This is a genomic window from Roseixanthobacter finlandensis, assembly GCF_043195105.2.
In the GTDB taxonomy this organism is placed as follows: Bacteria; Pseudomonadota; Alphaproteobacteria; order Rhizobiales; family Xanthobacteraceae; genus NCEH01.
The window spans coordinates 1,201,906-1,218,092 of sequence record NZ_CM195536.1 but is presented as its reverse complement, the minus strand read 5'-3'; the positions used below and the strand labels follow the sequence as shown (position 1 = coordinate 1,218,092).

At 61.6% G+C, this 16,187-nt stretch carries 7 protein-coding genes; 5 read left to right on the top strand and 2 right to left on the bottom strand.

What is annotated here, in order from left to right; genetic code table 11:
• The first annotated feature begins 34 nt into the window (after positions 1–34).
• The 5 genes from V5G24_RS05705 (at position 35) to V5G24_RS05685 (ending at position 12,446) form a co-directional block, all read left to right on the top strand.
• Positions 35–844 (top strand): phospholipase D-like domain-containing protein, encoded by an 810-nt coding sequence (locus V5G24_RS05705; RefSeq protein ID WP_394085939.1) that lies wholly within the window; start codon positions 35–37, stop codon positions 842–844.
• Between the two features lie 675 nt (positions 845–1,519).
• Positions 1,520–7,972 carry an autotransporter outer membrane beta-barrel domain-containing protein gene (locus V5G24_RS05700; RefSeq protein WP_394085938.1) on the top strand — a complete coding sequence of 2,151 codons (6,453 nt, stop codon included), beginning with the start codon at positions 1,520–1,522 and terminating at the stop codon, positions 7,970–7,972.
• A 24-nt stretch (positions 7,973–7,996) separates the two neighbouring features.
• Positions 7,997–9,205: a TIGR03032 family protein gene (locus tag V5G24_RS05695; RefSeq protein WP_394085937.1), complete on the top strand. Its 1,209-nt coding sequence runs from the start codon at positions 7,997–7,999 to the stop codon at positions 9,203–9,205.
• Between the two features lie 390 nt (positions 9,206–9,595).
• Complete coding sequence (locus tag V5G24_RS05690) at positions 9,596–11,605, top strand: sensor histidine kinase (protein ID WP_394085936.1); 2,010 nt, start codon at positions 9,596–9,598, stop codon at positions 11,603–11,605.
• Positions 11,606–11,669: 64 nt separating this feature from the next.
• Positions 11,670–12,446 (top strand): response regulator transcription factor, encoded by a 777-nt coding sequence (locus V5G24_RS05685; RefSeq protein ID WP_394085935.1) that lies wholly within the window; start codon positions 11,670–11,672, stop codon positions 12,444–12,446.
• A 1,364-nt stretch (positions 12,447–13,810) separates the two neighbouring features.
• Here the strand turns inward: V5G24_RS05685 and V5G24_RS05680 are convergent.
• The gene (locus V5G24_RS05680; RefSeq protein WP_394085934.1) at positions 13,811–14,662 is read right to left on the bottom strand and encodes an SDR family oxidoreductase; all 852 of its coding nucleotides are present in this window, start codon (positions 14,660–14,662) and stop codon (positions 13,811–13,813) included.
• Between the two features lie 106 nt (positions 14,663–14,768).
• On the bottom strand, positions 14,769–16,085 hold the full coding sequence (locus V5G24_RS05675; protein WP_394085933.1) for an MFS transporter: 1,317 nt from the start codon (positions 16,083–16,085) through the stop codon (positions 14,769–14,771).
• Between the last annotated feature and the right edge of the window lie 102 nt (positions 16,086–16,187).

Here is a 16,187-nt window from a genome sequence, read left to right as displayed (position 1 = left end):
CGGAATTTTCGGACACTCGAACGTCGCCCACGTCGTGAAGGACGGCACCGTTGCCCAAGCCTTCCTCGATTACTGGACGGAGCTGGCCAACGACCCGAACGACGCCACGTTGACCGCTGCCGTCGAGCGGGTCTCGCCCTTACCCGGACATCCGCCTTCCCCCGGCACGTCGCTCTTTTTCAGCCCGCGGACCGATCCGGGCAAAACCGTCGATCCGGATGCACTGAAGCTGCTTGCGGACTACGCCTTGAGCGCGCGGAGCGGGCTGTTCATCACGTTCGCTTTCGGCATGCACGACCTTTTCAAGGACGTCTATCGCCGGTCGACAGCGGGCCTCCGCTTCGCCCTCATGGAAGAGAAGACCCGACCGTTGAAGAAGGGCAGTCCTCAGCGGATCGCGGAGGAGGAAGCGATTCAGCAGCTTCGCAACATGCCGGAGAACGTCTTCGCGGTAGGCTCCTTCATCGCGACCAACGCCATCGACGGGTGGCTCAAGGAGCGATTGTCCGGCTTCAGCAGCAACGTCGAGTACATCCACAACAAATTCATGCTGGTCGACCCGCTAAGCACCGACCCAATCGTGGTGTGCGGCTCGGCTAATTTCAGCAGGGCGTCGATCGTCGACAACGACGAGAACATGATCATCGTCCATGGCGATACGCGCGTGGCCGACATCTACCTTGGCGAGTATATGCGGCTTTGGAGCCATCACGCCTTCCGCGAGTCGCTGGCTTGGCGCGACGAAGACGACCGGCCCAAGTACCTGAAGACCGATGATTGGTGGCAAGACAGCTTCGGCGCCACCGAGCGAAACGCCCGACGGGTGCACTTCGCTCCAGGTTGAGAGCCTGCTCGGCTACAAGGCGCCCTCTGATCTAGGCTCCATTCCCGATCGTCACAGTTCCATACGCCGGCATCCTGTCAGCCGCGCAGCCGGCACCAGCGGGTCATCCCGGAACATCCGGCCCTCTCGAACGGCAGCTGCTCCCAAGGGATCGCCATGTGCAGACCGAACAGGGTGTCGATCCGCGAGCTCATCTCGTCAGTTGAGGGCAAATTTCATCCCCCTGATAGACCGGGACTTGGTTGTTCGCCTCAGGCAACAATAATTGCACCACAAATCAGATGCGATAAATCAGAAATTATTTTTATTGTATGATTCTAGTGTCTTAATAATTATTACATAAAATAACATGTCGCAAATGACCTATTTTTGCCTAGTCTTATTGACAGGCGCCTGCCGGTTTTGATCTAGGATACCGCGGTGGGGTAGGAAAAAAAGATAGCGAGGGTCAACCGGATGCCGGAGTGAACGCGGGCGCCAGACCTAGGTGGCCCTTACCCATAGTGGGTATCGTGACCTGCTTCATCTGACGTGCTTTGGGGAATGGCATCTCGGATCTCAGAGACATCTATAGCAGTAAGCCTCGTGGGGAGGGTGATGATGAGTACGCGCAATCGTCGGAAGATCGAACGGTCAAGCAAAGACCCAGCCGTATCTTCTCCCACTGTGACGCAAATGCGCCGCCTCACCGCTTCGCTTCTGCTTCAATCGACAGCGCTGATCACCGGCTTCGTCGGCGTGCCCGTCTTGTTGCCACTCTATTCGCGTGCCTACGGTCAGTCGACGTGCAATCCGCCCTCGGCGGCGGGGATGAGTAGCGCGGACATTAGCGCGACCACCTTCTCCTGCACCATCTCGGGCAGCGCCTCAATCCCGCAGCTGGGCAATGGCGGGTCTTATAATTGGTACACAAATAGTTCTCCGAACGCTTCCCAGCCAGGAATGAATATTTCAATTACGAATAATGCTATTATTAATGTAACAGAATCTCAATCACCGAATTTGCTTATTGGTAGTTCCGATCCATCTGCGGCGCAGGGGTCGACCAATTATGGTCTTTCAGCCATCAGTCGCGGCAACAATATTCCTGGAAAAGCCAACGACGTCTGGGGTGGCGCCGGCGGAAATGTCTACATTTCCAACGCGGGTGCGATTCAGGCCACGTCCAAGCAGGCCGTGGGTATTTTCGCGGCGAGCTATGGCGGTTTTGGTAGCGGTGATACGCAGGAGAGCGGAAATACCGGCGGGCGAGGCGGTAATACTGGTGCGGTGACCATTGTAACCTCTGGTGACGTGACCGCGACAAGCGCTGCGATCGTGGCGACCAGCACCGGCGGACGCGGTGGAATACCGAATGGCGACAACAATATTGACGGAAGCGGCGGCGATGCGGGCGCCGTGTCTGTGCTCCTCACTGCGGGGCAAGTAACCTCTACCCAAGCTGGTGTCGGGGTGGAGGCGTCATCCTATGGTGGCGCGGCCGGACGGCAGGGCAAACAGGGGAATGGGGGCAGTGCTGCGTCCGTCGGGATCTATCTCGGCACCGCGTCGCAGGCCTTTGGCGGCACTGTTGCAACGACGGCGTCCTGGGAGAGACGCGGCCCGTATGGCGACCATTATAGTTCCGGCGCAGCCCTTTCAGCCGTCAGTCGAGGCGGTTCGGGCTATCGCGGCAACGGCGGCGACGCGGGTGATGTCACCGTCAATGCCTATGGCGCCAACGCCAGCCTGATCACCAAGGGAAGTTCTTCGCCCGGCATCTATGCTCAGAGCTACGGCGGACAGGGCAACGATACATCTTATCACGGCGGAACAAGTGGTGCCGTTACCGTGTCTCTGCGAGGCTCCGGGTCCATCACCACGGCCGGCGCCTATTCTTCCGGCATCGTTGCCCTGAGCAATGGCGGTGTTGGGCAGAGCAAGTCTGTAGGCACGGGCAGCGATACAGCCCAAGGGGGCGAATCCGGTAACGTCTCGATCACCAGTGCCTTCTCCATTGCGACGACGGGAACGCAATCCCACGGGATCGTCGGGATATCGGCTGGCGCTGGTGGGGGCATGTTCCAATATTCCGGGGCAGGCTCGTTCGTCTGGGGCGATCAGAACGCCAATTCGGCATCCGCCGGGAATGTCGCCATCACCAATACGGGTGCGATCTCCACCCAGGGAAGCGATTCCCACGGCATCCTGGCCGAATCCATCGGCGGCGGCGGCGGCGCGCTGTCATCAAACGGCACTCTCCCCACAACCTCCCAGGGAGCCATCGACGTCTCTGTCGGGACTCAGCAGTCGCTCGGCGGCAATAGCGGGGGGGCTGCGGGCGGTACGGTCACCGTGCGCAATTATGGTCGTATCACGACAGTCGGCGGCTATACGGCGACTGCCTCCGGCGCCGTCGATACGTCAAGCGGCACGGTCTATACGGGCGGCGGCATTGGTATCCTCGCGCAATCCATTGGGGGCGGCGGCGGCACGAATGGCGGCCCCGGCGTCCTCGCCCTGCTCGGCCCGGTCGGGGCGTCTGGAAGTTCCGGGGCAAACGGCGGATCGGTTAACGTCGCCAATGGTGGCGTGATCACCACTTACGGTTCAGAGGCGCACGGAATCGTTGCGCAGTCCATCGGTGGCGGCGGCGGCAATGGCCGCAACAAGCATGGCTTGGTCCTTGCTGTCGGCGGTTCTGGCGGCAATGGTGGCGATGGCGGAACTGTGACGGTGGAGCATTCCGGCGCCATCGTTGTTTCGGGCGAATATGCCGGCGGCATCATCGCGCAATCCATTGGCGGCGGTGGTGGCTCAGGCGGCAAGGCGACCTCTTGGGGCACAGTCATATCTGCCTCCAAGGGCGGCTCAGGCGGCGGCGGAGGCGACGGCCAAACGGCGCAGGTGAGAACCTATGCCGGCAGCAGCATTACAACCTCGGGCACCAACGGCACCGGCCTGCTCGTCCAGTCCATCGGTGGCGGCGGCGGCACCGGCGGCGCCTCCAAGGCGACGTCCGCGTCGCTCGGCATCGGCATTTCTCTGTCATTCGGTGGCAGTGGCGGCGGGGGCGGTACGGGCGGGACAGCGGAAGCGACCAGCGGCGGCATCATCCGCACGTCGGGTTATGATTCCGCTGCCATCACGGTTCAGTCCATCGGCGGGGGCGGTGGTGCCGGCGGGTCCTCTGCTGCGAAATCCCTTGTGGCCGGTGTCCCGGTTGATCCCAGCGATCCTAAGGCGACCTTGGCCGTGGCCATCAGCTTTTCCCACGGGGGCAAAGGCGGAACCGCCGCGAATGGCGGAAATGCTTTCGCGACGAACACGTCCTCCGGGCAAATCTACACCAGCGGCCACGGCTCGGTGGGCATGCTGGTCCAGTCGGTCGGCGGCGGCGGCGGCGCCGGCGGCGATTCCAGCGCCAATAGCTCGGCCGGAATTCTGCCGAAGGTAATCAATTACGCGACCGGTGCGGCGGATCCTCAGGCCTTCAACTTCTCCATCAGCACGTCGCTGGGCGGAACCGGCGGCGGTGGCGGCGCGGGCGGCTACGCTGAAGCGTTCAACCAGGGCCGGATCGCCACCACGGGGCAGTTCTCCGACGCCATCATGGTGCAGTCGATCGGTGGCGGCGGCGGCAATGCCACCACCGGCAATGCGCAAAGCAAATCGGCGGCGGGCAAGGTTTCGGTAAGCCTTTCAGTCGGCCTCGGCGCCACCGGCGGCGATGGCGGGGCGGGCGGCTTCGCCGCGGCTGGCAATGTCGGCACCATTTCGACATCGGGCAATGATTCCCGCGGCATGTTGGTCCAGTCCATCGGCGGCGGCGGCGGCACATCGGGTGGCGGCGGCGGCACAGCTGGCGGCACTGTGGGCATTGTCATCGGGCTCGGTGCCGCGGGAACCGCAGGCGGGAACGGCGGCACCGTGTATGCCTGGAACGCCGGCAATATCGTGACCAGCGGGGATTGGGCGGACGGAATTCTGGCGCAATCCATCGGCGGCGGCGGCGGCATGGGTGGGGCGGGCGATTCCTCGCTCACCGTGCCGACGCCCAGCAGCATCACAAATTACCTGCCGCAGGGCGATACGGCGGCCCAGACGGCCACGTTCAACGTGACGGTCGGGTCCGATGGCGGCGCCGGCGGAGATGGCGGCGCCATCGTTGTCGGCAAGTCGAACGGGGGTTATGGCGGCGGCTCGCAGCCCGGCGGCAGCGTCACAAATGGCAGCATTATCACTTCAGGCATCCTCTCCAACGGCATCACCGCGCAATCCATCGGCGGCGGCGGTGGCGCGGCGGCGGTGTCCAACGGCAGCAGCAGCGCTGGCGCAACCGGCCCCTTCACGGCTGACCTGACTATCGGCGCCAGCGGCGGCTCGGGCGGCAATGGCAGCGCGGTGAGCGTCTATGCCAGCAATATCAGAACCTCCGGTTTCGGCTCGCACGGTGTGCTGGCCCAGTCCATCGGCGGTGGTGGCGGCTCCGGCGCAACCACCGGCTTCTCCATACCCTCGACCAAAATCCATTTCGGCAATACGACCACGACCGCCGCCAGCGGCAATGGCGGAGCGGTGACCGTAACGACGCTTGAGAACACGGTCATCTCGACGGGCGGCGGGGTGGAGGGCACCGACGCCTTCGGCATACTTGCGCAATCCATCGGCGGCGGCGGCGGAACCTTCGCCGCGGCGTTCGGCGATACGACTACCGCAAGCGCCGCTTATGTGCGCGATGCTCTAAAGATTTCCCTCGGCAGCATGGCCAGCAGCGGCAATGCGAACGGAGGTGCCGTGACAGTGAACGCCAATGGCGCCATTGCGACTTACGGAACCCGCAATATCGGCATTCTCGCGCAATCCATCGGCGCGGGCGGGGGCGTAATGTCGACGATAAGCGCTGCTATCAAGGACGTCTCTTTCGTGTCCACCGGCGCCAGCGGAATCTCTGACGCAGTAAATGTGTCGCTCAACGGGACGTCGCGGATCTACACCTCCGGTGATGGCGCAATTGGTGTTGTTGCGCAGTCCATCGCCGGTGGCGGGGCGTTCACCGCAGATGCGACGCAGAAGTTTCAGATCTATGCGCCGGTGTCTGATAAATATGCCTACACCAGCGGCAGCGGTACCAGCGGGGGCGTTGCCGTAACCCTCGCGACCGGGGCAGCGATCGTCACCTCCGGCGCCTATGCCCACGGTATCTTCGCGCAAGCCTTCTCCGGTGGTGGTGGTGTGTTTCAAAAGAACGGCGTCACCTATGCCGGTTCGCTCCAACGCGGCGGTAGCAGCGGAACGGGTAACGTCCAGATCACGACCTCAGGCCAAATCCACGTGGCTGGACAGGGCGCCTGGGGTATTTTCTCGCAGGCCGGCAGTGACGCAAATGATATCGCCGTGGAGGCAGGCGGCGTTGTCAACGCCAGCGGCGCCAGCGCCGGCGCCATCTATGCCGTGGGCAGGAACACGGGCATCCAAATCGCCAAGGGGGGTGCTGTGGGCGCGACGTCGCCCAACGGGATCGCCATTCAGACGGTCGGTGCGAATATCACAGCGGTGACGAACTCCGGGTTGCTTCAAGGTAATCTCTTGCTGTCCGGCAACATCGGAAACAAAGTATACAATACCGTCTCCGGCACTTTCATTAGCGGAACACAGGTACAAGTTGGCTCCTTCGAAAATTATGGAACGGTCAATGTCGGCGGAACCGGATCGTTCGTCACTACGACATTTTCGGGTAATCTGACGGGCAATGGCGGTATTGTCGCAGATGTCGATATGGTACACGGCACATCTGATCGGTTCATCGTTGGGGGCACACTGTCCGGGCAGAGTGCGGTCACGCTCAACGCTGTGTCCTTGCTGCCGAATGTGACGGTGGATCTGTTCAAGGCCGAAGGCGGCGTCGTGACAGATCCCGTCACCGTACTGCCAACGCCGATATATCAATTCACCTCTCCTACCTTGCAGGCGGATGGCTGGTACGGCTTCTCGGTGCAAAGCGCGAATTTCACCAGTTCCAGCCTCACTGCCAACCTCAACACCAACCAGCAGAAGGTGAGCGGCGGATTACAAAGTGCGTGGAACGTCATCGCCAATGGCGCCACACTCGGGTCACCCGCGACCTCCGCGCTTGGCGCCGTCTTCGGTCAATTCTATAGTGCGACGCCCGCGAACTATCCGTCCCTGATCAACTCGATCTATTCCAGCACCTCGCTGGTCCCGCTCTCCACCGCGACCGAAACCGCCATTGCGACCGCATCGAGCGTGCTGAGCTGTCCGGCGTTCGAGGGCGATGGCGTGCTGCTTCAGGAAGGCAGTTGCGATTGGGCGCGCGTGCTTGGTGGGGTCGCCGACCGTACCGGTTCAAACGGCTTCTCGGGCTTCTCCGGCAGTATGGCGGGTATGCAGGTCGGGCGGCAGAAGGAGATCGCCAAGGACTGGTTCCTTGGGGCCACGATCGGCTACCAGAGCAGCTCTTACCAAGGTACGGGCCGGGCGGAAACGCTGGACAATCAGACGGGATTTGGTGCGGTGGCCCTCAAGCGCCAGATGGGACCGTGGTTGTTCGCCCTCGCCGCTGGCGGCGGATACAATTGGGGCGATTCAACACGCACCGTTTCGGTCGGCTCGCTCTCCTCTCTCGCCGAAGGGTCCCCGACCTCCTACTTCCTGTTCGGGCGGGCACGCGCGTCCCACGAATTGATCTTCAACAATGCGTGGTATGCAAAGCCGATGCTCGATGTTGATGTCATGTCGATCAATCAGATCGGCTACACGGAAACTGGGCTCGGCCCCCTTAACCTTGCGGTGCAGAGTGGATCGTCGACCTTCTATGGCATCACGCCGGCTTTGGAGGTCGGCGGCCGGTTTGCTCTGGATGATAATACGGTGGCGCGGCCGTTCGCGGTCATGGGCGTGAGCTTCCTCTCGGGCGACACATGGTCGTCCCGCGCGACCTTCGTCAACGCGCCGGGCATGCAGGCCTTTGAGACCCTCTCGCCGGTCGCGGACATGGTGGGTCGGCTCGATCTCGGCCTTGACATTCAAAATGTGAGCGGCGTCGAAGTGAAGCTGCAATATACCGCGAACGTGGCCGAGGATTATCTTGCCCAGGGTGCGTCCCTGCGGCTCGGGTATAAGTTCTGATTTGCCGCTCAGTCCCCTACTCCGATGGCCTTTTCAGAAGGCCATCGGTCGGTCCGCTCGACGAAAGCAAACGCCTTGAGTGATCAGCCAAATCCCGCGCCGGAGCCCACCGTTGAAGCGGCAGGTCTCCCGCCCGCCGATGCGCCGCAGGCGGTGCAAGACGTTGTCACCCACATCTCGTGCTCGCGCGGCCTGCCGCAATGGCTGCAATTGCACAATTGCTCCATCGCCTTTACCTCCTACCAGACGGGACAACTGTTCCTGGTGGGGGTGCTGCAGAACGGCGCGCTTTCGGTTCATCAGCGCAATTTCGTGCGCGCCATGGGCCTGATCGGCGACGGCCAGCGCTTGCTTCTGGCAGGATTGGCGCAGATCTGGCGGTTTGAGAACGTGCTCGGACTCAACGAGGTGGCAAACGAGCATTTCGACCGTCTCTATGTGCCGCGGCGCGGCCAGACTGTGTCGGACCTTGATGTGCATGAGATGGGCATTGATGCGGCCGGCCAGTTGATTTTCGTCAATACGAAATATTCTTGCCTGGCGACCGACAGCGTCGTGCATAGTTTCAAGCCGGTCTGGCGGCCCGCCTTCATCTCGCGCCTAGCGCCGGAAGATCGGTGCCATCTCAACGGCATGTGTATGGAAAATGGCCAGCCCCGCTATGTCACGGCGGTGTCCACGAGCGACATTGTTGACGGTTGGCGTGACCGGCGCCGGGATGGCGGCGTGGTGATCGATGTGACGACGGACGCCATCATCGCCGACGGGCTCTCCATGCCGCACTCGCCCCGTATCCACGATGGGGCCCTGTGGGTTCTGGATTCCGGCAATGGCTATCTGACCCGCATCGATCGGGACACCGGCGCGCGCGAACGCGTCACCTTCTGTCCGGGCTTCATGCGTGGTCTCTCCTTCCATGATGGTCACGCATTCATCGGGTTGTCGCTGGCGCGGCGAGACGGCGTGTTCAGTGGCCTTCAGCTTCAGGAGGAATTGGACAAGCGCGGGGCGGAGGCCTGGTGCGGCGTTCAGATCGTCAATCCGCGCAACGGCGATATCGTCGAATGGTTGCGGCTAGATGGCGGCGTACGCGAATTATTTGACGTCGCGGTGCTGCCTGGCGTGCGCTGCCCCATGGCCCTTCCGACGTTCGGCCCGGATCTGGCAAGCTTCATCACCATCGAAGCCCCCGATCAACCGCTCGACCGGCGCCTGCCATCGGGGAGTGATTAATTGAGCGGCTGTGGGTGTCGCCCGCTTGCGTGCGCGACACCAGCGACCGGTTCAGGCTGTCGTTACTGTGTAAAGGAAGCTGTTGATCTCTGTCTCCCGGTCCTTGGTTGATGTGACATTGCCCCTAACTTCCGTGCGGCGGTGAGTCCGCTCTGGCGATTGGATCGAGCCTGTTTGACGGTGTAAGCGGCGCGATCTGTCGCGGAACTACTGGTTTGGCGCAGCGGCAGATCGGATAGTGCTGTACCCCTCTGAGAAAATGAAAAAGGCTATGCCAGAGGGGGCGCTCCACTTAACTAGGGCTACCCGGTTTGTCGCCGGAGCGCCGTAGGAGAATGCAGCGTTGCAAAGTGGCAAGCAACCAACGACCAGTGACGTGGGGGAGCAGGGATGGTGCGGGGGGCGTGCAGGTACGGTGTCGTACTTTGGTTTCTTCCGCTTATCTGCATCATCTGGTTGGTCGGCTCGTCGTCTTCAAGCGTCGGCGCGCCGCTCAATTTGGATGGCGAACGGGCATCGGTCTCCGTACAAGGTCACCTGTCCGCATTTCATGACATCTCGGGCCAGATGGATTTTGCGGCGATCGAGCGTGCAGCGGTCGAGGGGCGTTTCCGTCCCCTAGAGGGGGCTTTCAACCCAGGCCTCGACAGGGCGGGCGTGTGGTGGTTGAGATTTGCGCTGCGCGCCTCGGACACTGGGGACGGCGAATGGTGGCTTGCCGTAGATGCGCATCCTCTAACTGACAGCGTGGATGCTCTTGTTCCGGTGCGCGGCGCCGATGGCCGTATTGTCGATATGTGGCTGCGCTCTGGCACCGGAGTTCCGGTGGCCAACCGCTATATGCCGGTTTCGCTATTTGTGTTCCGCATGGATGTGCCTCTGGACGAAGAACAGGTCGTCTATATCCGCATCGCGGGAACCCGGTCGATACGCGCACAGGTTGACCTTTGGCGCCTTCCGGATCTTGTTGGGTACATTGTTTCCGTCACCACGATCCTGTCGATGCTACTCGGCGCTGCCGCACTGCTCGGTGTTGCCGCAATGATCATGGGAGCGTGGCTAAGGGAGCGCACCCTGGTGCTGCTCGGCATCAACACCAGCTTCATGACTGCACTGCAGATCCTCATTAGCGGTCTTGCCCTGCAACTTTTCGCCGGGTTTTCGCATTTCATCATCTACAGCGTCCATGCACTCGTGCTGTATCTGACCGCCGGTTCCATGGCCCTCCTGATAATGGACGTCTTTCGCGGGTTTGCCAACATGCCGTGGATCCGCCGCTTCATGTGGACCTTCCTGGCATTTTCCACCGTGGGCGCGGCGCTGACTCCATTTGGCTTCTACCAGCCGCTGCTATCGATCTTGCTGGTGTTGTCGATCATCTTCTCCCTTTTGACCATATTGGCGGCCTATCGATGGATGAGGGCAGGTGAGCCTTCCGGCCTCTGGTACTTCATTGGTCTTTCACTTTCCGGCTTCGTGCTAATGGCATATTCTGGGCGGGTGCTGGGGCTCTTGCCGCTCACCAGCCTCAGCGCCTGGATTTTTCCGGCGTTGGTATTGGCGCAGATCGTGGCCATCTTTGTCGGTGTTATCGTAGCGATCCAGGCGCACCAGAGGACGCGCCAAGCACTGGAGCAGGACTTGCTTGCGGCCTCGCGCCGGAATGAAAAAACGCTTGAGGTCGCCGTCGAGGCGCGCACACACGCCTTACGCCAAGCGCTGCGGGAGCAACGCAACCTCCTATCCATGGTGAGCCACGAATTTCGCACACCCCTTTCGACGATCGGAGCGGCGGTGGATGTGATCCGTCATGGAACCAGCACGCTCGCGCCAATGGACACGCGCGAACTCGCCAAGATCGGCCGGGCAACGCGCCGCCTCGGGGGGCTGATCGATACGTTTTTGGCCGAGGAATGGCTGGATCGGGCGTCGTTGGAACTGCGTGTACGTCACGTGGATCTGCACGCGCTGCTGACGGAGATCGCTCGTGATGGTGGGATCGAGAGCGAGCGAGACATCCAGCTTGACGGGCCTGAGCAACTCAGAGTGGCGGTGGATCCGCTGTTACTGCGCGTGGCGGTAGGCAATATTGTGAGCAATGCGCTCAAATATAGTTCCGGTCCTGTGACACTGGCCTTTGGCGCCACGGAGGAAGCGGTCGAGATCCGTGTGGAGGACAAGGGGTCAGGGGTCGATCCCTCTGAGCGGGAGACGATATTCGAGCGCTATTATCGATCAGACGCTCATTCATCGCTGCCAGGCGCTGGCCTTGGCCTGTTCATCGTCGCTCGAATCGCGTCACTTCACGGTGGCACTGTGCGCGTGGAAGATGCCGTGGGCGGAGGCAGTGTGTTCATCATGGTGCTGCCCGCTGCGCGTGAGAGCGAAGTGTCAGCCTGAGATCGAGCGTCGGCGTGTTTGCCGTGACGCACGTTGCCGTGGGCCGCAGGAGATCACGTTCGGCTTGAAAGGCACCTGGGAGACTTCAGCAAGCGGGATTTTGGTGGTGCGGGAAGAACGGGGGAATCTCATGGAGGGAGCATGTGCCGCGATCCGGGTGATCGTGGTGGAGGACGACATTGATTTCTGCGAAAGTCTCGCTGAATACCTGCGAATTGCAGGCATGACGGTGCGCGCCGCGCACACCATTGCCGGCCTCGAGCGCACCCTAGCGGAAGAAGCCGCCGACATCATCGTGCTCGACGTGAACCTGCCCGGTGAAACCGGGTTTTCCGCCATCAATCGGTTGAAGCTTGCAAGCCGCGCTCGGGTCGTCATGCTCACGGGTCGTTCCGCCTTGCACGATCGATTGCATGGATTGTCGCTCGGTGCGGATCATTATTTGGTCAAGCCGTTTGACATGACCGAGCTGAAGCTGGTCATTCGCAATCTCCATGCGCGTCTCGGCACGGTGGAGCTTGGACAGCGCGATGCGTCCACCGGCTGGACATTGGACACCGCGCGTTGGGTATTGCGCAGTCCGAACGGCGACGAGGTCAGTCTGAGCAAGCATGAGCGCTGCCTCATGGCGCGGCTCATGGATGAGCCGGGATGCCCGGTTAGCCGAGAAGATTTGAATGCTGCATTGAAAGAAACCGACTGCGGACAGACCACGCGGGCGGCGCATCTGGAGGTGTTGATCTTCCGCTTGCGCCGCAAAGCAGTAAAAATCTGCGGACACGAGTTTCCAATCCGGTCGGTGCGGGGCTTCGGATACGCCTTTAACAGCGAAGCCCAATAATAACGAAGCCAATCCAAAGGCGCTCCGCAACCAGCCCCGCTGGCTGATCGTAATTCCGTCTGACGGCGCCGCTTTTCCAAGGCGCCGCCGTCGGAGCCGGCGAAATGTCCGCCTTTTTTCATGAAGACGATGAAGCTCTCATTGACCTGGCTCCATCCCGTATCGACCGGATGAGTTTAGCGAAACCACACACCGCTTCTGAGTAAGCGTCCCTCAGGCCACGTCGCTGAGGGCTGGCCGTGCTGGATAGGGCCACGGCAGGAATTCGTCGATGCTGCTGTTGGGATGGCCTCGTCAAACGTAAACATCGTCGTGGCTGTGCTCGTTATAAAATCAGAGTGCCGCGAAAGCGAAGCACGCAACCCTCAGAGGGCTAATCACCTCCAGACGAAATCGCGATCAAATTCACCGGCCAATCGTGGACAACCTCACCAAAGCCACCAGAAGGCCGGGGACATGGCGAGACGATAGCGCCAAAGCGGTATTCCCAGAACGGTCTGAAGCAGAGATGTGATTTCGCCGATTTTGACGGTACATTTTCGGAGGCAAGAGCTTCCGCGGCTTGAGGTCTATGTCTCATCGCGAAACGGTCGATAGATGCCGATAGTTCACAGAATTGTTCTGTGCGTAAATTGCCAAAAACTCCAACAAAATCAGCAGGCTAGCTTTTTGACGGCCTACGTCACGGATCTCGGCGCCGAAATGAAGTTTTTCTGTAGGAAAATCAATTCATTAGAGTCGAAAAAACATTAGAGTGGGAGTGACGGATACAAGCGGCGGCAATAGCGTAGTTTCGGCGGTGGTTTTCGCTGTCGTTTGATTGCCGTTCTCGGCCGTTTCCTATTCCCATTGATCTTGCCCACGTCGTCTGTTCCGCAGAACCGATCTGCGCGCACTCTCGCAATGATGTAAAGCCGCTTCAACGGATCGGAGTGCTCTGGCGTAAGATTGCGTGTACAAAGGCGGCTCTGCTTTGCGCCCTAACATCGGTCGTTCAGGAGTTTTTGCTTGTTCCCGGAATTTACCGCTATAGTTCTGACGGCTAGACCTGTCACTCCGGTACTCCGTCGGCGGACATGGTTTTCCAGATGTCCTGGTCAATGCTCCTGAAGCTCGCGATCATGATTGTCATGGCAATGCCGGATGCCTGCCAGACCCTGCTATCGTAAAGCCCGCAAGGCGTCGGCCGGATCGGCGCCGCCATGCTTGAGGTGTGCTGGGTCGATATAGCGCCATTTCGCCGATGCGCCCGGGTGCATGGGCAGACCACGCGTCCACCTGTCGCTGCGACCTGCCCGAGGCGAGGCTGCGTGTAACCGTCGCCTCGGTGCCGCGCCAGTTTGCGATCAGCAGGCGGCTTTCCGTCACCCCAACCCGCCGTTCGCGAATACGGTTTGAGCATCAATCCAGGCGCCATCCTGCGAGCAGAGAAGCGCGATGACACCGGCGATATCTTCCGGTAGGCCCAGGCGACCGAGGGGGGTCTGTTCGGGAATTCCGCGGAGCGCCTCTTCGCCATGCTGCCGGAGGAGCTGCGTGTCGACGGCGCCAGGCGCCACCGCGTTGACCGAGATGTTGCGACCGGCCAACTCCTTCGCAAGGACGCTGGAAAAAAGCATCTGGGCGCTCTTCGTGGCGGCATACGCACCCGTAGCCGGAGGAGGCGTCTTGATGATGCTTGAAGACAGGCTGATGATCCGGCCGCCGTCACGCGTCCGCCGTGCCGCCTCGCGCAGCACGTTGAAGCTGCCTTTGACATTAGTTGCCATCATTCGATCGAAGGCCGCGTCCGTCATCTGGGCGAAGGGGCCGACATTCATGATGCCCGCATTGTTGACCACCACATCAACGCCCCCGAATGCCTGCTCATTGGCGTCGAACAGAGCCTTGACCGCTGCGGGATCGGCAACGTCGGCCTGGCGAACGATGGCGCGCCCCCCAGCCGCCTCGATGTCGGCCACGACGCGGGCAGCGAGATCACGGTTCGTGAGGTAGTTCACGGTCACGGCAAAGCCATCGCGCGCCAGACGCTTGGCGGTAGCAGCGCCGATGCCCCGCGACGAGCCGGTGACGACGACCGCCCTGCCGGCGCCAGGGAGCGTTGCTGGGCTGGCCGTGGCTGCTTGGGCTGAAGCCGTGCTTCCCATGGCGAGAGCCGCGGGAGCGGCGGCCGCGAGGGTCATGAAGGTGCGGCGTGAGGTGTCAGCATCGGACATTCTGATGGTTCCTTTCTCGATACGAGTGGTTTGATTGCAATCGATGCGGCCCGCTGGGCGATTGGCGGACCAGCGCCTCTTGTCGGCCGATCGGAGGAGACGAAAGTCACTGTCGTCCCAGCGAAGCGGCGATGTGCCCGTTTGCGATCAGCAAGGTGGTGCCCGTCAGGACGCTGGCGATCGGGACGACCAGCAGCCCGAAGCCAAGGCCATTGGCAACTTGCGCAGTTGTCACCGCGTCGCTGACCATGCCGACGATAACCGGTCCGAGCGCCGGTCCAAGAAGGCCGGAGCCGATCATCACGAGGCTAGACGCCTGCGCTTGCTTACCTTCGCCAGCGACGAGATGGGCAGCGCCGAAGGCCCATGGCAGCAGGAATGAGAAGGACAGCATCCCCGGCACCAACAGCGCGATCGACAACCAGCCGGCCGGCGCGAACAAGGCTGCACTCGTGGTTGCGCTGGCGATCAGGAAGAGAATGGCCGGCGGCCCGAGCACTTTCCCCGTGCCCGAGCTCACCGCGCGGTCGAACCAGCGTCCGCCCAGGAGCGTGCCGATAATGCCCATCAGGCCCTGCAAGAGGCCAAAAGCCAGTCCCACCTCGCTCGCGCTGAAGCCGTGCGTGCGGATGAGGAACGGAGCGGAGAAGGCGTAGAAGGGCGCTGCGGCGAAGCCGAGGAAGATCGCTGCGATGCACAGCCAGCGAAACGCCGGGGAGGCCAGCAATCGGCGACAGGATCGTAGGAACGGTTCGCTGTTGGCGGCCGTGCGGGCGAGCGTCGGGGTCGGCCCCGGGACAATGAAGGCCAATAGAGCAACCATCCCGCCGATGGCTCCGGCGCCGATCATGGCGGTGCGCCATCCCAGCGTATCGCCGATCGCCCCGCCGGCGGCGAAGCCGATCATGGTGCCGAGCGGGATGCCCATGGCGAAAAGGCCGATCGCCAGGCCGCGACGCTCCGGCCGGATCTTGCGGCCGATCAGCGCATGGCCGGCAGGTACGGCGCCGGCTTCTCCGAACGCGACGCCGAAACGCGTGATCGCCAGCAGTAGAAAGCTTGCGGCGAAGCCACCGAGCGCCGTCATCGCGCTCCAGAGCAAAATGCACGAAACCAGGACGAAGCGAGGCGACCCTCGGTCCGAGGCTCGGGCGAGAGGCAACGACAGCAGCGAATAGCAAACTGCGAAGGCGAGGCCCGTAAGCAGGCCCATCTGGGTGTCGCTCAGCCCGAGGTCCGCCTTGATAGCCTCGGCCAAGATGAAGGGAAGTATTCTGTCGATCTGGGAAAACGCGTTTATAAGAAGAAGCGTCGTGCAAATTGCGGCGACGCGCCAACCCCGCGCATATTGTTTTGGGGGCTTCTCCGGAAGTGGCGGAAAAGTTTTTTGTATATCTATTGACCGCGCGGCGGCTTCTGCCATGTTCGACGCACTCCTCGCTTGGTTCGCATCCTCAAGCTAGATGGAGTGTCTGATGATCAGAATGCCGGAAGCCTCAAAAAACTTGCCCAATCCTGCGGGTGA